We start from the raw sequence: 20,705 nt of genomic DNA, 5'->3' as shown, positions 1-20,705 counted from the left end.
AGAAAGCCAGCATATATGCAAAGCTTTCTCTTTTTCTATCCTATTTGTTACTTATTTTGCTGGAAAATATGTTGTAAAAAGTACTTATGATGTAAGTTGTCGACAACTTTATTTGCACGGTATGTTCGTTGTTGTTCTAGTCTAATTCTTTGTTCCATCATCTTTTTTTCATGATCTGATAAGCGTAACATTAAAAATCGTCTCCTTTTTTAAAAAGATATGTGGGCATAGAAAAATACAACATATCTTCTCTATTAAGGAGGCACTGTTTGTAACATTGGTGATAAGCACCTACCTCTCCCATAAAGCTTACGAGGTTAGCTGTCGGACTCGGGATGTGAGAGTATCCCTACTTAAACATAAGATTCGCCCCAAGTGGCAAGTGCCACAAAAGTGGTTCCCCCGCTCCAAATTTTGGATTCAGCAAAAGGTATTATGAGTAATAAGATAACATAAATCAAAAGAAAAAACAAACTATTTTTATTTTTTTGTTTTTTCTAACTGTATAAGAACTAGCTCGTTATGAACATGGAACTCTTGTTTTTGTGTAAAACCATGTTTTTTATATAAGGAGATTGCGGGAATATTCTTCTTTCCAGTTTGAACGATACAATTAGAGGCTGGATGTAATTGAAATATATGTTGTAGTAACAAAGATGCAATGCCTTGATGAAAATAATTTGGTGAAACAACAAGTCTATGAATATCTGTCATATTATCTTGATGCACAAAGGAAATGAATCCAGCTAAATCATCTTGAATCCAATATCCGTAAAATGTTTCATCACAATTTTGAATGTCGGCTACTGTATCATATAAACGTGGGATTGCATCAGTCTTTATATATTTGGCTTCCACTTTGTAAGCGGGAATTTGAATTTCTAATATCTTTTTAGCTACATTACTAGACGTATGATTTAATTTTTGAATCATGATTTCACGCTCCATTTCTATAAAGAGTAGGGAATTGATATTTGATTTGTATATGTGTGTCATGTAGAGCCAAAAATTGAAATGTATTTTATCATTATAAAACTTCCATCCTTGTATTGTTTTTTTACAAAATCTTTATATAATTAGATAAAAATTAAGAAAACCCTGCAAAATCTTGTATTTTTAGCTGAAAATGAAAAAAATATCATAAAAAACCAATAAAATACAGAAAATTCTATTTTGTAAACGGTATAATATGGTACAATAGTAATTGGAAAAGCAGTGAAGAGAGGGATACATATTTTGTAATTCACCAATACTTAACAGATAGTACATAAAAGTGAAAGGGATATGGAAGGGGCTCTAAAACTTTAGCTTTATTATGCATATGCTATACATTTTGTTTTCTTTTGGGGAAGAGGGCAATTTGTATTGTGTAATGAGAGAAAGGAGGAAGAGGAATGGGTAAGGGAGTCATGTTAACAGGAATTAAGCCAACTGGTCATCCGCATGTTGGAAATTACATTGGTGCAATAAAACCGGCAATTGAACTTTCAAAGAGAAGAGAAGGCCAAGCATTATACTTTATTGCAGATTATCACGCATTAAATGCAGTGCAAGATCCAGATAAGTTTCGTGGTTATACAAAAGAGGTAGCAGCAACTTGGCTGGCATTAGGTTTAGATGAAGATGTTATTTTTTATCGGCAAACGGAAGTTCCTGAAATTATGGAGTTAGCTTATATTTTAGCTTGTCTTACACCAAAAGGGTTGATGAATCGTGCGCATGCTTATAAGGCGAAAGTAGATGCAAATGTAGAAGCAGGAGTTGATGTTGATACTGGCGTTAATATGGGATTGTATACATATCCAATTTTAATGGCGGCAGACATTTTATTGTTTCAATCAAATTATGTGCCAGTTGGAAAAGACCAAGTGCAACATATTGAAATTGCTAGAGATATTGCAACTTATTTTAATAATAAATTCGGGGAAACATTTGTATTACCTGAATTTATTATTCAAGAAGAAGGGGCAGTTGTTCCTGGTTTAGATGGTCGTAAGATGAGTAAAAGTTATGGTAATGAAATTGCTTTATTTGAGAAACCTGAGAAGTTAAAAAAGCTGATTAATAAAATAAAAACAGACTCCTCATTACCAACAGACCGAAAGGAACCCGAAACGTTATTTATGTTGTATAAAGAATTTGCAACAGAAGAAGAAATCGCTATTATGCGAGAGAAATATGAAACGGGAATTGGCTGGGGCGAAGTGAAGAAAGAATTGTTCTATGTGATGAACCGTGAATTAGAAGAGCCTCGTAATAAGTATGATTTGTATATGCAAAATCCTCATTTATTATATGAGGCATTGCAAAAAGGTGCAAGCCGTGCGCGAGAAATTGCGACATGTAGCTTAGCTGAGATTAAAAAACGGATTGGTTACGACGTGATTTAAGATTTGTTTTATTAAGATAACATACAAAAGAGATGTAATTGAGGGAGAGGCAACCTAGATTAGACAGGGGGAAGGTTAGTTTGGAAAAATCAGTTGTAAAACAAGCTTGGAATATGAGCTGGGATGCTCATTATAAATTGAAACAATTATTAACATTTTCAATGTCTTCTACAGCAAAAAAAGAAAAACAGCATATAGAAGAATTAGAGGATACATCAAACAAGAAGAAGAAAGAACCAAGTTATAAAACATCTCAATTAATAGGGCTTATACTTGGACCATTATTATTTGCGCTTACAATGCTCTTCTTCTCGCCAGAAGGACTAAGTGATAGTGGCCGAGCTGTATTAGCAATTACATTATGGATTGCGGTTTGGTGGGTGACAGAGGCAATTCCAATTCCGGTAACATCGTTATTACCGCTTGTGTTAATGCCGCTAACAGAAACGCTTCCAGGAGATCAAGTAGCGGCTTCTTATGGCGATCCAATCATTTTTCTTTTCTTAGGTGGATTTTTAATCGCACTTGCAATGGAGAAATGGAATTTACATAAACGAATTGCAGTATTAATTATCCTTGCAATTGGAACGAGTCCAAAGCGAATTGTTCTTGGTTTTATGGCTGCAACAGGATTTCTATCAATGTGGGTATCCAATACAGCAGCAGTTATGATGATGATTCCAATCGGTACATCTATCATTTATCAAGTTGCTAAAAATGCAAAGGACGCAAAAATTGGACAAGAAACATTAAATAGTTTTGAGAAAGCAATGATTTTTGGTATCGGTTTTGCGGGTACAATTGGTGGATTTGGTACATTAATTGGAACACCACCAAACATTATTTTAGCAGCAACGGTTCAAAAGCTATATGGCGTTGAAATTTCATTTGCCGAATGGTTTTTCTTTGCATCACCACTTGCTTTAATTTTAGTAATCTTTGTTTGGTATTACCTTACAAATGTAGCATTTCCAATTAAGTTTAAAGAGTTACCGGGTGGAAAAGCAGTAATTAGAGAAGAAATGAAATCTCTAGGAAAAATGTCGTTTGAGGAAAAGGCAGTATTAAGTATTTTCTTATTTGCGGCCTTTATGTGGATTTCCAGAACATTTATATGGGTAGATATTATTCCTGGTATTAGTGACACGATGATTGCAATTGTTGCTGGTACGCTATTCTTCTTAATTCCAGCAAAAAATAAAAATGGTAAATTGCTAGATTGGGAAGTATCACGTGAACTTCCATGGGGCGTATTATTACTATTTGGTGGTGGCTTAGCACTTGCAGCTGGATTTAAAGAGACTGGTTTAGCAGATTGGATTGGTGAGCAGTTAAATGTACTGCAAGGAATGCACTTTTTAATTGTTATTATTGCAATTACAACATTTGTGCTATTCTTTACGGAAATTACATCAAATACAGCAACGGCGACAATGGTATTACCAATATTAGCATCATTAGCAGTGGCAATTAATGTACATCCATTTGCATTAATGGTACCAGCAGCAATGGCTGCAAACTGTGCATTTATGTTACCGGTTGGAACACCGCCAAATGCCATTATTTTCGCAACTGGAAGAATAACAATTGCGGAAATGGTAAGAGCTGGATTTTGGGCGAATATATTAGCAATCATATTAATTGTTGGTGGCGTGTACTTCATTCTTCCAGAAATTATGGATATTACCTTAACAGTTTTCCCGAGTGAGTTTAAATAGGTAAAAAAGGAAACGATTTAATCGTTTCCTTTTTCTTTTATATACAAGTTAAGAGGAGAAGACGTTTCTCCTTGTTCATTTATAACGCCTGCAAATGAAAAGTTTAACTTTTGTAATACTTTTATAGAATTGATATTTTGAGGATCTACCTTAGCTTCTACTCGTTTTAATTTTAAAGAGGTAAAAGCGTGATGTAGCAAGCATGAAATGGCTTCTGGTGCGTACCCTTTACCCCAAAATGCTTTTGCGATATCATAGCCGATTTCTGTTGTGCCATTCTCAAAATCAAACGAATTATATCCACAAGAGCCAATGATTATATTGGAGTAGCGCTCAATTATCGTAAAGCGAAGAGCTTTATTTTTTAAAGCCAGTTTATTTAAATATTGAATCATATATTTTACATGTGTTTCATCTGTAAAAGTATTAACATTCATAAATTTTATAACATCAGGATCAGACCAAATTGGAAATAGACTAGTTGAATCAGAGTCTTTCATTTTTCTTAAGTATAATCTTTTTGTGTATAGTTCGGTAATCAATACTGTGACCTCCATTATTTTTTTATATTTGGATACAATATTGATATCTGCGCATTATTCAGTCCCTTCTATATTTCTATAGTTTCATTATACCAGTATTAAAGATGATGTGTTACAAGTGCACGATGTTTTCTTTAATAAAGTGAGACTTCAATCAGCGGGGCATCCCTTATTGATTGTCAGCCCGTTAATGAGGGGTAAAATCAATTTGTGCTGCGGTGCTAAAGTTTCTGGTAAAGTATCAAATGAATAAAATCGTAAGTCTTTTGATTCCTGTTTGTCCACTTGTAAGGAACCGTGAAAGTGGTGGCACACATAGACTGCCATCACGCCATAAACTTGATCGCCGTTTGGATAGATGCTAAAAAAGTCTGTTCCAGAGAACATATGAAAGAATTGGAGGTCTTCCGTAATAAGGCCAGTTTCTTCATAAATTTCTCGTTTTGCTGTTTCTTCTAGTGATTCCCCGCATTCCAATGCACCACCTGGAATACACCAAATATTTTTTTCTGACCTAAGTTGTAATAACAGTTCGTTTTTTTCGTTTATAATGATAACGTGTGCGCCAACTAATATAAGAGGTCGGTTTCCTACTAGTTGCCGCATGTCTTCAATGTATCCCATGTTATTACTCCTTTTCGTTTCTTGTGAATTGTAAATATGTTGTGTGCTCCTGGAATCCTAGGCGTGCTAAAACAGGTGCGGAGTGACCAGTTCTTGCTAGTGCTGTTGCAAATAGGATTCCTTTTTCTTTAGCAGCTTGTAATCTTTTATAAACAAGCTCTTTATAAATTCCACGTTTTCGATAAGAAGGGAGTACACCAGCACCAGTTAAGTACATTGTTTTCCCGTCTTGACTATAACGATAATTAGAATATGCTACAGCTTTCTCACCATCCATGCAAATTGTATAACCACCTTGTTCTCCACAAGCGTTTATGTAATCTTTTCGCTGTTGAAAAAGATTCTCTTTTTGAGATTCTGCATAGCCCCAAATCGCAGCGCTCACATCAACAAGTTTTCTAATATGGTCATCATCTTTTACATCTACTATTGAAAATGACGACTTTGTATATGGGGTTTGAAAATCGTTTATATGTAGTGCAAAGCCAACATATTTTTCTAAAGGAGAAAAATGATAGCTGTTTAAAGTATCAATTAGCTGTTGTTGATTAGATGGCACCCACCAAGAAAAGGGGAGGTCTTCAAAGAAATCAAAAACAGTATTTAGCTTTTGGAAGTTTGTAAAATGAATCACTTTATTTGCTTGTATATTTGCCACAGCTTTATTTTTTATCATAATGACATCACTTGTATGAATGAATGCAACGTTTTTTGGAATAAGAGAAGGGGGATAGTCCCAATGCTGTGCTTCAATGGCTTCTTGTATTTTTGCTATTTTCATTGTAAATGACTCCTTTTCTATTAGTAGAATGAAAGTAGGTCTCGTAGCATTTTCTCTGTTTGTAATGCGACGGTACGGTATTGAGGATCCATTTTCGTTCGGAAAAATAATGTGCGTAAAAATGTTTTTACGTTCGCACATAAATTACAATATTCATAAATAGGTAAGCGTTTTTTATAGTTTGTGAGTAGTTGTATTTTCCCGTTAATAATATTACAGAGTTGTTTTTGTGGAAATTCATAAGTAAGCATAGAAAGTAACGGTGTCACAATACGCTCGTCTTCATTGTTGTAATACACGGTTGTGTAAACAAAAATTTTATTTGTAAGGCAATGTGTGATTTCCTCATAACATTCGCTAGTTGTTTTTGGATTGTGAATGAGTTCATTAAAGGCATCACTTGCATGAGCGATGTTATGTGCCCAACCTTTTTGTGGAACATACCCTCTAAAATCGACTTCACGATTCATGTAATCAATTAACTTTCTCGTAATCTGTTCAATCGTTTCTTTTTTTAAAAATGTTTTTGTTCGGTCAGCATGTAAAATAAGAGCGATGAGCAGTGCTGAGTAAGAACGTGTAAATACGCTATCTGTATTAGGATTAGAGATGTCATTCAGTAAATAGGTATCTTCTAAGCTGTTTGTTAATAGTTTCTCAAGCTGAGCGGTAGATAGATGATGGTTTAAAATTAAATGTGAAAAGCCCTCATATATAAGTTGCTCTCGTAAATAACTATCTGTTGAACCGATATGCTTGAGCATATGTAAACTTAATTCATTAAGATTGATTTGTTGCATCTGAGTATAACCATTTTTTTGAATTAGCTCTAACTGTTGTTGTAACATGAAGATGTCCAAAGGTGAACCTCCTTACATGTCTGAATTACAATCAAAACTTTAATATTCTATAATATTCCTAGTAATTCCTGCTCATGCAAGTGACATTTATATTGAAGAAGAGGATATAATATATAAAATGTCAAAATAATTACAAAAATACAAGAGTTTTCTATCATATAAATAGTGTAAACTTTTCCTTGAAGGAGGGAGAAATATGTTAAAGTGGATTTTCGTAGTATTGGTGCTTGTAGCAATAACGGTTATTGGGACAATTATGATAGGGAGAAAAGGGCAAGAAAACTATGATAATGCTGCGAAAGGGAATATCACGAGGTTGTCTCTTATTTATTTACTGTTAGCAATTGTATTAACAGCTGGTGTAGCTTCTTATATACATTTTTACGGATAAAATGACGTAGGAGGTGAACGTGAGAAATGGTAATGCATATTCAAGAGCTTACAAATGAACAAAATATTGCTCACTACATAAAGGAAATCTTGCATTTATGGAACGAAAACTGTATAGAGACAGCGGAATGTGAATTAGAAGAAGCGGATCGAAAAGCGATTGGAGAACAAATAATACGTTATGTATCATCTCCACATGGCGTTGTACTTTTAGCAATAAGTAAAGAGCATGAAATAGTTGGCTATAGTATAGCATCCACAAAGCAAGATTTAGTGAGTAATGAACAATACGGACAAATAGATGAGGTATATATAGCAAAAGGATGGCGAAGAAAACAAGTTGCAAATGAATTTGTTTCCCAAATTATGAGATTTTTTCAGCAAAAAGATATTTGTACGATCTATGTTCATGTAGATTTAGAAAATCAGCTTGCTGCACATTTTTGGGAAGGAATAGGCTTTGATAAAGAATTTCATTTGTTCTCGCATGTTAAATAGTAGTTTCATATGTAGACAAAAAGTCAAAGTGTATAGAACACTTTGACTTTTTGTCTGAAAATTAGAAAATCACAAAAATGATAAACCATATTATGGTATAATAAAAATATAGATAAAGTGAAACATAGGGAAGGAATGGATAACATGATTGAAATTGTTAATGTATCAAAAAGTTATAACGGTACAAGTTTTGCAGTAAAGGATCTTAATTTAACAATACCAAGCGGAGAGATATTTGGTTTTTTAGGACCAAACGGTGCGGGGAAGTCAACAACAATTAAAATGGTAACGGGTGTTCATTCCATCGAAAGTGGCACAATTTCTATAAATGGAAAAGATATTACGAAAGATCCCCTTGCAGCAAAAAAGTTATTTGGATATGTTCCGGATAGTCCAGATATGTTTTTACGCTTAAAGGGTATTGAGTATTTAAACTTTATGGCAGATATGTATGAAGTGCCAAATGAAGTGAGACAAGAACGAATTCAAACATTAGCTGAGCGCTTTGATCTGTATAATGCACTATCTGATCAAATCCAAAGTTATTCACACGGGATGAGACAAAAAATTATTATCATTGGTGTTCTTCTTCATGAACCAGATGTATGGATTTTAGACGAACCACTGACAGGGCTTGATCCGAAATCAGCGTTTACGTTAAAGCAAATGATGCGAGAACATGCAGACAAAGGAAAGACAGTATTCTTCTCAACGCACGTACTAGAAGTTGCTGAAAAGCTATGTGACCGCGTTGCGATTATTAATAAAGGGAATTTACAGTTCCAAGGTCATTTGTCAGAAATACGAGAGCACTTTAAAGAAAATGAATCTCTTGAAAAAATGTTCTTGGAGATGACAAATAATGAATAAAATTGTAGCGCTAACAAAAGTATTATTAAAAATGAATTACGCAGATATGTTAGTAGATAAAAAGAAACGAGTATTATATGCATTCTCGTTTTTAGGGCTGTTATTAGCTGGTTTTCTATTGATTGGACCAATTGCGCATAGTATGTACATAGGGCTTGAAAAGTTTGGTCATGAGCGGTTATTGCTTGCAATGGGGTTGGCTGTAGGTAGTGTATGGGTATTTATGATTAGTATTACGACTATTTTAACAGTCTTTTATTACAATCAAGATGTAGAAATGTTATTGCCTTTGCCACTGAAACCATCACAAATCATTACAGGTAAGTTTATTACCGTGTTACTTGCACAGTATGTGACGGCATCATTTGTTATATTACCAATTTTGATTGTGTACGGTTTAGATAGTGGAGCTGGCCTTGTATATTATCTGTATATGGTATTAATTTACTTGCTATTTCCAATTATTCCACTTGTTGTAGCTTCATTGCTCGTTACGTTCATTATGCGCTATACAAATATCGCAAAAAATAAAGACCGCAGTAATATGTTTATCGGTTTGTTTACATTACTATTTATTGTTGGAATTAACGTGTTTATTCAATGGAGAAATAAAGCAGGTGCAACAGAAGAAGCGATTACACAATATTTTGCGAGTGATAGTTCATCATTATTTGTACAAATGACAAATTATTTTCCAACGATCTATTTTGGAGCGATGTCATTACTAGAAAGTAGCTCATGGAAAGGGCTTATGTATTTACTTATTTTTGCAGCGATTTCATTTGCTTTTTATGCACTATTTTTCTATGTATCTGAACGTACATATTTAAAAGGTGTAATCGGACTTTCAAATAGTACAGCAAAAAAAGAAGTCATTTCGAAAGAAGAGTTTACGAAGACGACAGTGCAACATTCGCACTGGAAAGCTTATGTAAAAAAAGAATTTCGCGTAATTTTCCGTACACCGCAGTTTTTCTTAAACTGTATTGTACAAACATTTATTATGCCAATCATGTTGTTTTTCCTTATTTTTGTTCAGTCAGGTGATTTAACATGGATAAGCGATATTGTAAATGATCCTAAGATGATAAGTATTGCGTTAGGTCTTGCATTTTGCGGTGGGATGTTTTTGATGGGGTCAAATGCGATTGCAACAACTTCATTTTCTCGGGAAGGTAGCAGTTGGTTTGTCCATCGCTATTTACCAATGAAAGCAGAGAGTATTTTCTTTGCGAAAGTATTTATTGGCTGGGCAGTTAATGTAACAATCTTTGCTTTATTTGGTGTTATTCTTATGTTCGTTGCAAAGGTGCCACCATTATTCGTCATGCTTTGGTTCATACTTTGTGCAAATGGTTCATGGCTACTAAATTTAATCGGAACAAGATGGGATGCACAAACAGCTGACATTCACTGGGACTCCGAGCAAAAATTATTTAAGAGTCGCTATACAACACTTTGGAACTTTTTAGCGAATATTTTGCTAATATTACTGACAGTTGGTGGCATATGTGCTCTTTACTTCTTATTAAATGTTGGCATGTGGACGATGTTTATTATCATCTTCGTTGTATTTGCAATTGCAAATTTAATTTTATCACGTAGCCTACAGTTAGGTGCTGAACGTATTTTAGCAAATATTAAATAAAAGAACACAACCTCTGCCTGATAGCGGAGGTTGTGTTGTATATAAGGGGGATGATTATGGACGGAAAAATTGCAATTGTCACAGGGGCAACGCGCTTAAATGGAATTGGTGCAGCTATTTGCAAAGAATTAGCGCAAAAAGGGATTCATATCTTTTTTACATATTGGCCACGTTATGATAAAAGCATGCCGTGGGGAATGAAAGAAGATGAACCACTTTTATTAAAAGAACAAGTTGAGAGTTTTGGTGTGAACTGCCTGATGGCTGAAATCAATTTAGCGCAGTCATATGCTCCAAATCGTTTGTTACACATGGTTGCAAAGCAATTAGGAGAGCCTACTATTTTAATAAATAATGCTGCGTATTCTACACATACAAACTATGAAACATTGGATTTGAAGGAGCTAGACTCACATTATACAGTCAATGTGAGAGCGCCGATGTTATTAAGTACGATGTTTATGAAACATTTTACGAAAGGGAAAGGTGGCCGTGTTATTAACTTAACATCCGGACAGTCGCTTGGCCCGATGCCAGAGGAACTAGCCTACATCGCAACGAAAGGAGCGATTGAGGCATTTACAACGTCGGTTGCACCTGCTGCGATGAAAAAAGGGATTACTGTAAATGCAGTCAATCCAGGTCCAACCGATACGGGATGGATGAATGGGGAAGTAAAACAATATTTAGCAGGTAAGTTTCCGGCGGGAAGAGTTGGAGAACCAGCTGATGTAGCACGTCTTGTTTCGTTTTTAGCAAGTGAAGAGGCCGCATGGGTAACTGGTCAAGTAATTCATAGTGAAGGAGGATTTTACCGAGGTTAACATAAAAATATTATGTAAATTAAATAAGGGGGCTTACATGAATATTGTAATTCGAGAGATGACAAAGAATGATACAGAGCGTGTAAAACAAATTGCAAAAGTGACATGGAAAGATGCATTTTCACACATTATGCCAATTGAAGTGCAAGAGAAAACGTTACGGGAAGCGTACGATGAACAAACGATGGAGAAACGTTTTACAAGCTCCAGTTTATTTGTTGCAGAAGAAAAAGGAGAGATTGTTGGTTATGCTTTTTTCTCTCAAAAAAATAAAGAGGGGAAAGTATTACTAGAATCTATTTACATTCATCCAGATTATCAGCAAAAAGGGATTGGAACGAAGCTTATTCATACTGGTATTGAAACGTTACAGCCAAAACGATTATGTTTGAATGTGTTAGAAGGAAATAAGAAAGTAATCGCTTATTATAAGGCGCAAGGATTTCAAGAAGAAGGGGTATTTCATCATCACTTTGCCCATCATCCGGTGATATTTATGAAAATGTTTAAAAAACTATAATTTTATTATGTAAACAAAAAATGTAAACGAAGGGGGAAATGATGTTTAAATACACGATTTGTTTCATTAAGAAGGAAGATGAAATTTTGTTATTAAATAGAAAAAAGAAACCCGCAATGGGTGTGTGGAACGGGGTAGGAGGAAAAATAGAAAAAGATGAGACACCTTTTGAAAGTGTTATACGAGAAATACTTGAAGAGACAGGTATAGAACTGAAAGAAGTTACTCATGCAGGGAATCTCATTTTACAGAGTAGTGCAGGTTGTACGGGGATATACCTTTTCATTGCTGAATTACCAAAAGAAGTTTCTCTGCAAACACCAGTACATACAGCCGAAGGAATTTTAGATTGGAAACCTGTACAATGGATATTAGATAAAGACAATATTGGAGTGATTAGTCATTTGAAACACTATTTACCTAAAATTTTAGACGGGGAACTACATTTAGAACATTGTGTTACATATGATACGCACACCATCTTAAATTATTATACTCACAACTTGAATGAAAAATCGATAGCTCACATATAAGGAGTGCAATTATAAAACATGAAAAAAGTAATGGTCGTTGGAGCTACTGGTGTTCTTGGTAAAATGATTTGTGCGGAAGTAATGCGAATATGTAATGAAGATATACATCTTATTGTAACGGACTATAAGAAGGAAAGAGGCGAAGCGTTTGTGGCTTCTTTTAATAGTGGTGTTACGTATCGTTATTTAGACGTACATAATGAAGAGAGTATAACGCAAGCACTTCAACATATTGATGTTGTCATTGTTGTACTGAAGCAGCAGTATCCACACATTCAACAAAAGTGTATAGAGGAAAATATTACTTGTATTGACGTGACACCATTTTCTCACTTTGTAAAGCAAGTTCAGTTGTTAGGTGAGGATGCGAAACAAAATGAGGTTACCTCTATTGTTATGTCTGGCTTTTTTCCAGGATTATCAGGTCTGATGGTGAAAAAAGCTACGGATAACTTTGAAAAAGTAAGCGAAATACATGTCGGATTATTGCAAAATACAAATGCAAACGTTGGGATTTCTGGTATTTTAGATATGTTAAAGATTATTAGTCAACGTGTAAGTTATAAGATAGATGGAAAAAAAGTTGAGTTACCTGGTTTTACGAAAAAAAGAAAGATGCTCTTTGATCAAGAAAGGGAAGTAAGGTTAATTGATCACGCTGAAAAAGAAATACTAATAGAAAAATTAGGAGATGTAACAATCAACTATTGGACTGCTTGGAATCACAATTTGTTTAATAAACAAGTATCTTTATTAAAACGATTCGGTCTCATTCATATGCTGTTAAAGCTTCGTAACAGTAACTTCCTCTCAAAAGTCGTAAAGCATAATCCGAATCAACTAGAAGATGCTTTCCTTGCTGTTGAAGTAAAAGGAATAATGGATGGGAAAGAATGTACAAAAACGTTATCTTTGTCTACTTTCTCCGACTATTATACAACCGCACTGATTACAGCAGCGCTAGGAGAGATAGCTATTCGTAAAAAAGTTAGTGGTGTTATTTCTCCCTTTGAAATGACGAATTTAGATGAAATACTATCTGTAATAGATTGCGAAAATATAAGTGTAAGGGAGTTTACGGTATATGAATCTTAAACACATAATTTGCGTCGCAGCCTGTTATGAAAATGAGAAGGAGTCCAAAGGTTAAATATATTCTTTTCACATATACACCTCGTTTCTATATAACAAATATATTCCTTTTGTTTCAGTGGAGTCCTGTGTATCACATAGGAAATTAAAAAAGCACACCATTTACCATAAGAAATAGTGTACTTTTTATTTTCCTTTGTCATGATTTTTGAATATATTGGATAATTGTCCCGTCTTCTATGGAAGCTAGTTGGATTTTTTCTTCCGTACCTTCGTTCATATTTCGTAAAACAGCGGTATTTGTTTTGATCTCATCTTCACCAACGATAAGAACATACGGAATATTTTCTTTGCTAGCGTAGTTAAGGGAGCGTTTTAATTTTCGATTCGAAAGCTCTAATTCAACTTTTATATCTCCGCTATTGCGTAAAGTGTGTGCAAGTTTCATACATTCAGCCTTTGTTTCGATTGGGATGATAAATAAATTAGTGGCTGAAGGTTTTGCTTGTTTTTGCATAAGAGCGGTATATATAACATCTAATCCGAAAGAAATCCCAACTGTAGGATACGACATATCGTCATTACGGAATGCACCGATAATGTTGTCATAACGACCACCACCGCCAATGCTAGATGTAATACTTCCATCTGTTAAAAAGATTTCATATACAGTTCCTGTATACATCGTTAATCCACGTGCTAGGAAAGGGGTGAAGGCTGTTTGGCTTTCAACGCCCATTACAGTTAAGTATTGCTGTAACTCTTGTAGTTCAGCGATTCCTTCAATTACAAGTAGATTTTTAAATGTTTCTGCCAACTGTGAAAGTGGCATGGACAAGCAAGCCTCTACTGTTTCACATAATAATGCAACTGTATTATCGTTTAAACCACGCGTTTGTAAATCTTTTCGAACGCCATCAATTCCGATTTTTTCAAGTTTGTCTAACGATAAAATAGCACTTGCTGTTTCTGGTTCGGGAACTTGCATTGCTTGTAATATACCTGTTAACAATTTTCGGTTGTTATATTGAATAGTAACGTCTAAGCCTAACTTTTTGAAAATGTCTAATGCCATCACCATAAGTTCTGCTTCGGCTATAACAGATTCTACTCCGACAATATCAACATCGCATTGAATAAACTCACGGAATCGCCCTTGTTTTACAGGTCCATCACGAAATACTTTTCCGATTTCATAACGCTTAAACGGAAGGCGAATATTTGGAGTGAGTGCAACGACTTTGGCGAATGGAATTGTTAGATCGTAACGCAGCGCAAGTTCCCGATTTCCTTGATCTTGTAATGTGTAAATTTCTTTTATAATTTCATCACCACCGCCATATTTGTATGTCATTAAGTCACACATATTTAAAATGGGTGTTTCTAACGGTTTACAGCCATATGTTTCAAAAGTATCTTCGCAAGTTCGTTTAATTTTGTTGCGCAGCATTTGTTCACTTTGTAAATAGTCTTTCGTTCCTTTTACATTTTAGATCTTCATTGTATTTACACACTCCTTTTTAAAATAAAAAAGCGCTATATAGGTATAAAAATACCCACATAGCGCTTAATAGCTTCGTGGGTAACAGGAATAGCCCTGTACCCACGAAGAAAATTTTCTCCGGATACAAGGCGTTACGTATGATGATGAAGTTGGAAAGAACGATTTCGATTATACATAAGACTCTCCCCTTGAAATTTTCTTTTTATCATATCAGTAGTTACCAGAATTATCAACTAATTATTAAAAAATACTGAATTATGATGATATTGGGCTAGCAGTTGCCTTACTAACATTGATAAAATCAGCACCATTTATAAAAATTTGTAAACCTCTTTTTCCAGCGCTAACGCTCATTGTATCTAGCGAAGCTGCTGATTCATCGACGTAAAGGGGATAGTTCTTTTTTACGCCTAGTGGCGAAACGCCACCGCGTATGTATCCTGTTAATCCTTGTATTTCTTTTAGCGGTACCATTTCTACTTTTTTATTGTTGCTAGCAGATGCTAGCGCTTTTATATTTAATTCTTTATCAGCAGGAACACAAGCCATTACTATGCCTGTTTTATCACCGCGAAGTACGAGCGTTTTAAATACTTGTTTTGCTTGTAAATCGATTTGCGCAGCGACATGTTTTGCGTCTAAGTTATTTTCATCCCACTCATATTCATGAATGCTATACGGTACTTTATGTTTATCTAGCAGGCGACAAGCGTTTGTTTTTCCTTTCATGCTGGACACTTCCTTTTATATGCTATTTTCTTTTAGTATACAAAATTTCACAAAATAAGACAGGGAAAAAGAGAACAGACAAGAATATGTAACATATATGTAGGAAAAAAGGGGATGAGAAGATATGTGGAGAACAACAGACCTTTGTGATGAATATGAAGTACAAGTATGCCAGCCACTCTTCCGGTCATATGGAAAACAGGCTGCCTTCCATGGGGAAATTGTGACGGTGAAAGTGAAGGATGATAATGTATTAGTAAGACGCGCTTTAGAAACTGTACCAGAAGGAAGTGTGTTAGTAGTTGATGGAGAAGGTTCTACAAATTGTGCATTGCTTGGAGATAATCTTGCAAAAATAGGAGAAGAACGGAAGTTAGCGGGTGTGATTGTATACGGATTTGTTCGTGATAGTGTAGAGCTTGGCAATATTCATCTTGGCATTTTTGCAATGGGAACGATGCCGAATCGTAGTGTGAAAGTGGGTAGAGGTGAAGCGGATGCTTCTCTTTCATTTGGTGGTGTTTCATGGGTTCCAGGACACTATGTATATGCGGATGAAGATGGTGTCATCGTTTCTGAGAAGGTCATTCATGGTGAAGAGTGAGGGAATTGCAACAATACAGGAAGCCTTATTTCACTCTTGGTCAAAACAATCGAGTACAAAATATACGTTAGAAAATAAAGCGGCTGGGCAATGTGGCGTTACAGCGCTTGTTGTTCAAGATCTATTAGGCGGGTATATTGTGAAAACAAAAGTGGATGGGATGTGGCATTATTATAACCAAGTACATGGAAAATATTATGATTTTACAAGGTCACAATTTCAAAGTCCAATCATTTATGAACATGTTCCGTCGAATAGAGAAGAGGCATTTACCGATACGAATGCATCGCAATACAACGCTTTGAAAACAGCAGTATTTTCATGCTTTCAGGAGAGTGAAACGTTGTAATAATGGAGAAAATGTTGTTGAACTTTTGAGTACGGATAAGAGAATAAGTTTGTAGATAAGGACATACGTTTATACAGTAGGATCGCGACTACATATTCGTTTGCCTCTTAGAATGCCCTTTACATGTGTGTAAAGGGTGTTTTTTTCTGTAGAGTTTATTTGTAGCGTTGGTATCCCATTAAGTGAAATTGCGATTACTGAACTAGGAGAATTCTGTAATACGTTTGGTAGTGAATTAATTATTGAAGCTGTTAATAGGGCAATTGATGAGAATGCACCTAAATGGAGATACATACGTAGTATTCTTGTCAGTTGGGAAAAGAAACGAGTTAAAACAATAAATGATGTTGCGGCATTAGACAGTCAGTTTGAGATTAGTAAGTAAAATAAGAAAAGGACTGGGGCGGATTATGTTAAACGAAAAGAACTTGTTCCAGATTACATCAAACAACAAAGGGAAGAAAAACAGCAAACAACTGAACAACACACAACTCCTATTGACATGGAAGAAGAGCGGAAACGTCTAGAAGAAGAGTTGAAACAATATAGGAGAAGGGACTAATCACAATGAAAAATACGGGAATCGTAAGAGCAGTGGACAAGCTAGGGTGTGTAGTTATTCCAATCGAAATACGAAGAACATTAGGTCTTGTTGAAGGCACAGCGATGGAGTTTCATGTTGCTAATGAAAATATTGTACTCAAAAAACATGAGAAAGCTTGTCTCGTTACAGGTGAGCTGTCCGAAGACAATGTGGAGTTACTAGATGTACGGATTGCTCTTAGTAGAAAAGGAGCAAAAGAATTAATGGATCTCATTCTTGAAAAAGGGAATGAGAAGGGCTGGCTTGGGAGATGAAGCAGCTAAACATTTTTGATGTAGAACCTTTACAGTTTGACGTTAATAAAGCCAGAGTCAAGCAAGGGAGAGGAAAGGTTGCATATGCTGATGTACGTGTATTGGTTCCGCGAGCAGCTAAGTATACAGATGAGCTACCATCTACCACGAAACAAGATGATAAATACGATATGTTCGAGGAACATACGATTGCTATATGGCGTTTTCATAGAGCGGTAGATAAACAATTTACATGGGAAGCAGCTGAGGAATTATGTAAGGAAGCACGAGATAACAAAGAACCAATATCTATGCGTGTGTACCTAGGAGAATTTCAGCCAGCTAACGTTATTGAATATTTAGCTTGAAATAAAAACAAGCTAGGATTACTCCTAGCCGTTTATAGGATGTTCGTGAGAGACGAATCTCTTACATTATAACTCTAGTAGAGGGTGAATCATCATGGAAAAGAAAATTTTTACAAAATCTACACAATTGACAGTTGAAGTAGATGTTACACAGAATCAAATTTATGTTGTAAAAGATGGTCGGGTTATATCAGTGAAGCACCAGAAAGTGGATTTGGTGAACAAGTTGCTGTTTGGGTTAACGGTAAAGTAGACCGAGTGGATACAAAGAATACTGAAAAAAATAAAATAATTAATCTTTTGGGTGAGGAGAGAGAAGCATGGAGGTATGGAAACAGCATGAATTTATGAAAGAATCTCGTTTGAACATATACGTTGCTTTAGAAGAAGCAAATTTCATTTGGGATGAATGTGATGTAATTCGGTTTCGGGAAATGTGGAATGCAAGGATGAGTTTACCAGAGATGGCTAAAGCATTAAGAAGGCATCAAACAGAAGTTGCACTTCTCATTATAGTTCAAGCAGACCAGTACAAGATTGAACAACGACCGATTGGATTAGGGATTTGTTAATAATCATGGGGAGGGTGTTGGGGAATGTCGAAACTAAAGAAAAAGAAGGTACGTAAAGCGATTAAACATCGAGCAAAAGAATTGGATAATTATAGGGTTGCGAAAGCTTGGAGAAATTTATTTGTAAAAGCAAGTATTGTAGACAATTCCAAAGGCCATGAAGTAGAAGCCTACATAAGAGGAAAATTAATTCCCTCTTATGTAGGCTTCAGCATATTCCTGTGTATTAGTTTGAGCGAGTTCAGCAGAGACTTGTAATAGAAAAGTTTCTCCACCGCACTTTTCACAGTAAAACGCGTCAGGTGGATTTACATTTTCGCAAGTGGAGTCCTCTTCTTGGCAGTGATTGTATAGAGACATTCCACAGTTTTTACAAAAGTGTGCTTCTGGTGAAAAACTTTCGTTATCGCAATTGATACATTTTGAAAATCTTAAACTAGAACTATTTGGCAAAGTTCACACCTCCAATCATATTTTTATTTTACATCATGTAAAGAGGGGATCACTATAAATATCTTAATTTTTGAAATTATTCTTTATGAAGTTGAAGTGACAATATATTCGGTTATTAAATCAATAACATTGAAAAGTGAGGGGGAGTCATGAATTTAAGAGTGAAGGTTAAAAAAATAAGAGAAGATTCAGTGAAACCACATTATACAAAGAAAGGTGACGCAGGTTTTGACCTTGGGGCAATGGAGGATGCTGTAATTATTCCAGGAGGAACAAAAGTCATTCCTATAGGTTTAGCATTTGAGATTTCACCAGGTCGTGAAATGACTGTAAGACCAAGAAGTGGTATTTCAAAAAGGACAATGCTTCATGTGTCATTAGGAACTATAGATAGTAGTTTTCGTGGTGGAGTTGGTGTAATCGTAAAAAACTTGAAGCCGCCAATGTTACTTACACCAGCAGCAGAAGGAGCTGACATTTTGTAACTATACACTGGTACATTACAAGATATTGAGGGAAATAACGTTAAATTCTGTGAACAATGGCCGGAGGGTTCTTACTATATCCGAAAAGGAGATCGTATAGCGCAAGGTGTCATTGCACCAGTAGAGGAAGCGCACTTTGAAGAAGTGGACGAGCTTAGTGAAACAGAATGAGGAACATGTGGGTTTGGTAGTACAGGATTTAAATAGTATTCAAATTTGAATTTTATAACAAAGTAAGGGGATATATGTGAAAAATGAATTGGTGGAAGTTAAAATCGGCTACGGTAAGGGGATTGGATTTGTAATACCTTTGCTGGTAGATAAAAATTGTACAGATGAAAAAATTAAGACTGTAGCAATTAAGTGTTTTAAAGAATACATGCCTACTCATGAAGAAGTTCAAAGTGTTGAAACGTATTTGCAGGACAGACAAGCCTATCTTCTTATAAACAGGATAAGAGAAAAACGTTATTCGAGAGCTCATGTAAAAGTAAGGGGTAAAGTGGAGATGTTTGAGTGTCCAGATTGTGGTTTTGAGTTTAATGCAGTTCATCAAACTGATGATGAGCAAGGTGGATATGAATGTCCACTTTGTGAGTTAGATAGAGTCAAAAAATCTTAACCAAAGCGTTATTTAATACAAAAAAGAAGCACCATATCATATATGATGCTTCAAAATTAGTTGGATCCTGAGTACCTTATTTCAGTCAACAGTGCTCTATTTTCTTTATTAAATGTAGTTGGTTTAAAGTCAGTTGAATTAATAGTAACAGAATATTGTTCGTCAATTTGTATTAAGTTCCACAAATTTTTATCAGGTACTTCTACTATTCCAGTATAAGTCGGATCTGACTGCACAAATCCTATTTTTATATAATAATTACCGTCTATCTCTTGTTTTTCAGTTACAGTGATTACCGTAAAAGAGGAGTTGTACCTGTAAAATTGTGTGAAATATATAATAGCGGATACTATTACTAAAAAAATGATGATGTTCTTTTCCTTCATTAGAATCTCCTATAAATAAAAATAGCAAGATTTAATTTTACTATATTTGTTGATGAGATGGTCAAATTATTTTTGATAAAAGGTGCAGTTACATGATTGAAGAAAAGTGAAGGTCTTGAAATTACAGCAAAATCCTTATTTGAATAAAAGAAACCCCGTTTATCTACGGGGCTTCTAAGGGTAATTGTCAAGTAATGACGTACTCGATTAATTAACAATATCATGAATTTTTTGGTAGAAATACTGGTAAATTTGTCCAAATGGATGGAGGTGAATTTTAATCAAAACGCTATTTGAAAATGAAAAAGCCCTAACTATATCGGGGAGTTAGGGCGCCTTAAAGGGGAATCTTCAAGAAAAAATAATTTGACTGACTTAATTAGGGTAACATACATTCGGAAGGTTAGATATATATTAATTGTTAAGGTTTTGTAAATGTTAGACGACTGATGAGTATAGAAAACCCATTTTGCAAAAAAGAGAAATTTGACTAAACAAAGACACTA

25 protein-coding genes, 4 pseudogenes and 1 riboswitch are annotated in these 20,705 nt (G+C 35.1%); of the genes and pseudogenes, 20 read left to right on the top strand and 9 right to left on the bottom strand.

The window, feature by feature from the left end:
- Positions 1-47: 47 nt before the first annotated feature.
- Together BAMA_RS25025 and BAMA_RS21360 are read right to left on the bottom strand one after the other, a co-directional pair.
- Complete coding sequence (locus BAMA_RS25025) at positions 48-191, bottom strand: hypothetical protein (protein WP_200874713.1); 144 nt, start codon at positions 189-191, stop codon at positions 48-50.
- Positions 192-290: 99 nt separating this feature from the next.
- A riboswitch (cyclic di-AMP (ydaO/yuaA leader) is annotated at positions 291-436 on the bottom strand.
- 44 nt (positions 437-480) lie between these two features.
- Positions 481-933, bottom strand: a complete 453-nt coding sequence (locus BAMA_RS21360; RefSeq protein ID WP_034643426.1) for a GNAT family N-acetyltransferase — start codon at positions 931-933, stop codon at positions 481-483.
- A 461-nt stretch (positions 934-1,394) separates the two neighbouring features.
- On the opposite strand from BAMA_RS21360, the gene BAMA_RS21355 reads away from it, so the two are divergent.
- Together BAMA_RS21355 and BAMA_RS21350 are read left to right on the top strand one after the other, a co-directional pair.
- Entirely contained in the window at positions 1,395-2,390 is a 996-nt protein-coding gene (locus tag BAMA_RS21355) for a tryptophan--tRNA ligase (protein WP_034643423.1), read from the top strand.
- A 113-nt stretch (positions 2,391-2,503) separates the two neighbouring features.
- Complete coding sequence (locus BAMA_RS21350; RefSeq protein WP_034643448.1) at positions 2,504-4,108, top strand: SLC13 family permease; 1,605 nt, start codon at positions 2,504-2,506, stop codon at positions 4,106-4,108.
- Between the two features lie 17 nt (positions 4,109-4,125).
- Here BAMA_RS21350 and BAMA_RS21345 read toward each other — a convergent pair whose 3' ends face one another.
- From BAMA_RS21345 to BAMA_RS21330, 4 genes are all read right to left on the bottom strand, one after another.
- Positions 4,126-4,650, bottom strand: coding sequence for a GNAT family N-acetyltransferase (locus BAMA_RS21345; RefSeq protein WP_034643421.1), 525 nt, complete (start codon positions 4,648-4,650; stop codon positions 4,126-4,128).
- A gap of 150 nt (positions 4,651-4,800) precedes the next feature.
- Complete coding sequence (locus tag BAMA_RS21340; RefSeq protein WP_034643418.1) at positions 4,801-5,274, bottom strand: NUDIX hydrolase; 474 nt, start codon at positions 5,272-5,274, stop codon at positions 4,801-4,803.
- A gap of 4 nt (positions 5,275-5,278) precedes the next feature.
- The gene (locus BAMA_RS21335) at positions 5,279-6,055 is read right to left on the bottom strand and encodes a GNAT family N-acetyltransferase (protein ID WP_034643416.1); all 777 of its coding nucleotides are present in this window, start codon (positions 6,053-6,055) and stop codon (positions 5,279-5,281) included.
- 20 nt (positions 6,056-6,075) lie between these two features.
- On the bottom strand, positions 6,076-6,915 hold the full coding sequence (locus BAMA_RS21330; protein WP_034643413.1) for a DUF2785 domain-containing protein: 840 nt from the start codon (positions 6,913-6,915) through the stop codon (positions 6,076-6,078).
- A gap of 196 nt (positions 6,916-7,111) precedes the next feature.
- On the opposite strand from BAMA_RS21330, the gene BAMA_RS21325 reads away from it, so the two are divergent.
- From BAMA_RS21325 to BAMA_RS21290, 8 genes are all read left to right on the top strand, one after another.
- Positions 7,112-7,306: a hypothetical protein gene (locus BAMA_RS21325; protein WP_034643410.1), complete on the top strand. Its 195-nt coding sequence runs from the start codon at positions 7,112-7,114 to the stop codon at positions 7,304-7,306.
- Between the two features lie 26 nt (positions 7,307-7,332).
- A complete protein-coding gene (locus BAMA_RS21320) occupies positions 7,333-7,803 on the top strand; it encodes a GNAT family N-acetyltransferase (RefSeq protein WP_034643408.1) in 471 nt (156 codons plus the stop codon).
- Positions 7,804-7,947: 144 nt separating this feature from the next.
- On the top strand, positions 7,948-8,673 hold the full coding sequence (locus BAMA_RS21315) for an ABC transporter ATP-binding protein (protein ID WP_034643406.1): 726 nt from the start codon (positions 7,948-7,950) through the stop codon (positions 8,671-8,673).
- Positions 8,666-10,321, top strand: coding sequence for a putative ABC transporter permease subunit (locus BAMA_RS21310; RefSeq protein WP_034643404.1), 1,656 nt, complete (start codon positions 8,666-8,668; stop codon positions 10,319-10,321). The genes BAMA_RS21315 and BAMA_RS21310 overlap by 8 nt, the downstream gene beginning before the upstream one ends.
- 56 nt (positions 10,322-10,377) lie before the next feature.
- Positions 10,378-11,145: an SDR family oxidoreductase gene (locus BAMA_RS21305; RefSeq protein WP_034643403.1), complete on the top strand. Its 768-nt coding sequence runs from the start codon at positions 10,378-10,380 to the stop codon at positions 11,143-11,145.
- A gap of 37 nt (positions 11,146-11,182) precedes the next feature.
- Positions 11,183-11,665, top strand: coding sequence for a GNAT family N-acetyltransferase (locus BAMA_RS21300; RefSeq protein WP_034643401.1), 483 nt, complete (start codon positions 11,183-11,185; stop codon positions 11,663-11,665).
- 41 nt (positions 11,666-11,706) lie between these two features.
- Entirely contained in the window at positions 11,707-12,198 is a 492-nt protein-coding gene (locus tag BAMA_RS21295; RefSeq protein WP_034643399.1) for an NUDIX hydrolase, read from the top strand.
- 18 nt (positions 12,199-12,216) lie between these two features.
- The gene (locus BAMA_RS21290) at positions 12,217-13,293 is read left to right on the top strand and encodes a saccharopine dehydrogenase family protein (protein WP_034643397.1); all 1,077 of its coding nucleotides are present in this window, start codon (positions 12,217-12,219) and stop codon (positions 13,291-13,293) included.
- Positions 13,294-13,489: 196 nt separating this feature from the next.
- Here the strand turns inward: BAMA_RS21290 and BAMA_RS21285 are convergent.
- Together BAMA_RS21285 and ybaK are read right to left on the bottom strand one after the other, a co-directional pair.
- Positions 13,490-14,779 (bottom strand): annotated as a pseudogene (locus BAMA_RS21285) (histidine--tRNA ligase); the annotation flags it as partial.
- A 270-nt stretch (positions 14,780-15,049) separates the two neighbouring features.
- A complete protein-coding gene (gene ybaK, locus BAMA_RS21280; protein WP_034643395.1) occupies positions 15,050-15,523 on the bottom strand; it encodes a Cys-tRNA(Pro) deacylase in 474 nt (157 codons plus the stop codon).
- 124 nt (positions 15,524-15,647) lie between these two features.
- Here ybaK and rraA point away from each other — a divergent pair, with 124 nt between their 5' ends.
- The 10 genes and pseudogenes from rraA (at position 15,648) to BAMA_RS21230 (ending at position 19,813) form a co-directional block, all read left to right on the top strand.
- Positions 15,648-16,127 carry a ribonuclease E activity regulator RraA gene (gene rraA, locus BAMA_RS21275; protein ID WP_034643394.1) on the top strand — a complete coding sequence of 160 codons (480 nt, stop codon included), beginning with the start codon at positions 15,648-15,650 and terminating at the stop codon, positions 16,125-16,127.
- Positions 16,114-16,476 (top strand): YunG family protein, encoded by a 363-nt coding sequence (locus BAMA_RS21270; protein ID WP_034643393.1) that lies wholly within the window; start codon positions 16,114-16,116, stop codon positions 16,474-16,476. The genes rraA and BAMA_RS21270 overlap by 14 nt, the downstream gene beginning before the upstream one ends.
- Before the next feature lie 145 nt (positions 16,477-16,621).
- Positions 16,622-17,038: pseudogene (locus BAMA_RS24280) on the top strand (DnaD domain-containing protein); the annotation flags it as partial.
- Between the two features lie 5 nt (positions 17,039-17,043).
- Positions 17,044-17,334, top strand: a complete 291-nt coding sequence (locus tag BAMA_RS21260) for an AbrB/MazE/SpoVT family DNA-binding domain-containing protein (protein ID WP_034643391.1) — start codon at positions 17,044-17,046, stop codon at positions 17,332-17,334.
- Positions 17,331-17,681, top strand: coding sequence for a hypothetical protein (locus BAMA_RS21255; RefSeq protein ID WP_034643389.1), 351 nt, complete (start codon positions 17,331-17,333; stop codon positions 17,679-17,681). Before BAMA_RS21260 ends, BAMA_RS21255 begins: the two co-directional genes overlap by 4 nt.
- A 94-nt stretch (positions 17,682-17,775) precedes the next feature.
- A pseudogene (locus BAMA_RS24275) lies at positions 17,776-17,969 on the top strand (DUF3954 domain-containing protein); the annotation flags it as partial.
- Positions 17,970-18,001: 32 nt separating this feature from the next.
- Positions 18,002-18,253 carry a hypothetical protein gene (locus BAMA_RS21250; RefSeq protein ID WP_034643384.1) on the top strand — a complete coding sequence of 84 codons (252 nt, stop codon included), beginning with the start codon at positions 18,002-18,004 and terminating at the stop codon, positions 18,251-18,253.
- A gap of 24 nt (positions 18,254-18,277) precedes the next feature.
- Positions 18,278-18,511: a DUF3983 domain-containing protein gene (locus BAMA_RS25700; RefSeq protein WP_034643382.1), complete on the top strand. Its 234-nt coding sequence runs from the start codon at positions 18,278-18,280 to the stop codon at positions 18,509-18,511.
- A gap of 344 nt (positions 18,512-18,855) precedes the next feature.
- Positions 18,856-19,362: pseudogene (locus tag BAMA_RS21235) on the top strand (dUTP diphosphatase).
- Positions 19,363-19,438: 76 nt separating this feature from the next.
- Complete coding sequence (locus BAMA_RS21230; RefSeq protein ID WP_034643378.1) at positions 19,439-19,813, top strand: hypothetical protein; 375 nt, start codon at positions 19,439-19,441, stop codon at positions 19,811-19,813.
- Positions 19,814-19,869: 56 nt separating this feature from the next.
- Here the strand turns inward: BAMA_RS21230 and BAMA_RS21225 are convergent, their stop codons facing one another.
- Positions 19,870-20,199: a hypothetical protein gene (locus tag BAMA_RS21225; RefSeq protein WP_034643377.1), complete on the bottom strand. Its 330-nt coding sequence runs from the start codon at positions 20,197-20,199 to the stop codon at positions 19,870-19,872.
- Between the last annotated feature and the right edge of the window lie 506 nt (positions 20,200-20,705).

It is taken from the genome of Bacillus manliponensis, from assembly GCF_000712595.1.
Classification (GTDB): Bacteria; Bacillota; Bacilli; order Bacillales; family Bacillaceae_G; genus Bacillus_A; species Bacillus_A manliponensis.
This window is presented reverse-complemented; position numbering and strand designations above follow the sequence as displayed.

Coding starts and splice junctions, on each gene's coding strand:
- BAMA_RS25025 (WP_200874713.1), bottom strand. CDS start 191: ATGTTACGCTTATCAGATCATGAAAAAAAGATGATGGAACAAAGAATT.
- BAMA_RS21305 (WP_034643403.1), top strand. CDS start 10,378: ATGGACGGAAAAATTGCAATTGTCACAGGGGCAACGCGCTTAAATGGA.
- BAMA_RS21340 (WP_034643418.1), bottom strand. CDS start 5,274: ATGGGATACATTGAAGACATGCGGCAACTAGTAGGAAACCGACCTCTT.
- BAMA_RS21290 (WP_034643397.1), top strand. CDS start 12,217: ATGAAAAAAGTAATGGTCGTTGGAGCTACTGGTGTTCTTGGTAAAATG.
- BAMA_RS21295 (WP_034643399.1), top strand. CDS start 11,707: ATGTTTAAATACACGATTTGTTTCATTAAGAAGGAAGATGAAATTTTG.
- BAMA_RS21315 (WP_034643406.1), top strand. CDS start 7,948: ATGATTGAAATTGTTAATGTATCAAAAAGTTATAACGGTACAAGTTTT.
- BAMA_RS21355 (WP_034643423.1), top strand. CDS start 1,395: ATGGGTAAGGGAGTCATGTTAACAGGAATTAAGCCAACTGGTCATCCG.
- ybaK (WP_034643395.1), bottom strand. CDS start 15,523: ATGAAAGGAAAAACAAACGCTTGTCGCCTGCTAGATAAACATAAAGTA.
- BAMA_RS21270 (WP_034643393.1), top strand. CDS start 16,114: ATGGTGAAGAGTGAGGGAATTGCAACAATACAGGAAGCCTTATTTCAC.
- BAMA_RS21225 (WP_034643377.1), bottom strand. CDS start 20,199: ATGAAGGAAAAGAACATCATCATTTTTTTAGTAATAGTATCCGCTATT.
- BAMA_RS25700 (WP_034643382.1), top strand. CDS start 18,278: ATGTCGAAACTAAAGAAAAAGAAGGTACGTAAAGCGATTAAACATCGA.
- BAMA_RS21250 (WP_034643384.1), top strand. CDS start 18,002: ATGGAGGTATGGAAACAGCATGAATTTATGAAAGAATCTCGTTTGAAC.
- BAMA_RS21335 (WP_034643416.1), bottom strand. CDS start 6,055: ATGAAAATAGCAAAAATACAAGAAGCCATTGAAGCACAGCATTGGGAC.
- BAMA_RS21350 (WP_034643448.1), top strand. CDS start 2,504: ATGAGCTGGGATGCTCATTATAAATTGAAACAATTATTAACATTTTCA.
- BAMA_RS21360 (WP_034643426.1), bottom strand. CDS start 933: ATGATTCAAAAATTAAATCATACGTCTAGTAATGTAGCTAAAAAGATA.
- BAMA_RS21260 (WP_034643391.1), top strand. CDS start 17,044: ATGAAAAATACGGGAATCGTAAGAGCAGTGGACAAGCTAGGGTGTGTA.
- BAMA_RS21255 (WP_034643389.1), top strand. CDS start 17,331: ATGAAGCAGCTAAACATTTTTGATGTAGAACCTTTACAGTTTGACGTT.
- rraA (WP_034643394.1), top strand. CDS start 15,648: ATGTGGAGAACAACAGACCTTTGTGATGAATATGAAGTACAAGTATGC.
- BAMA_RS21325 (WP_034643410.1), top strand. CDS start 7,112: ATGTTAAAGTGGATTTTCGTAGTATTGGTGCTTGTAGCAATAACGGTT.
- BAMA_RS21310 (WP_034643404.1), top strand. CDS start 8,666: ATGAATAAAATTGTAGCGCTAACAAAAGTATTATTAAAAATGAATTAC.
- BAMA_RS21320 (WP_034643408.1), top strand. CDS start 7,333: ATGGTAATGCATATTCAAGAGCTTACAAATGAACAAAATATTGCTCAC.
- BAMA_RS21300 (WP_034643401.1), top strand. CDS start 11,183: ATGAATATTGTAATTCGAGAGATGACAAAGAATGATACAGAGCGTGTA.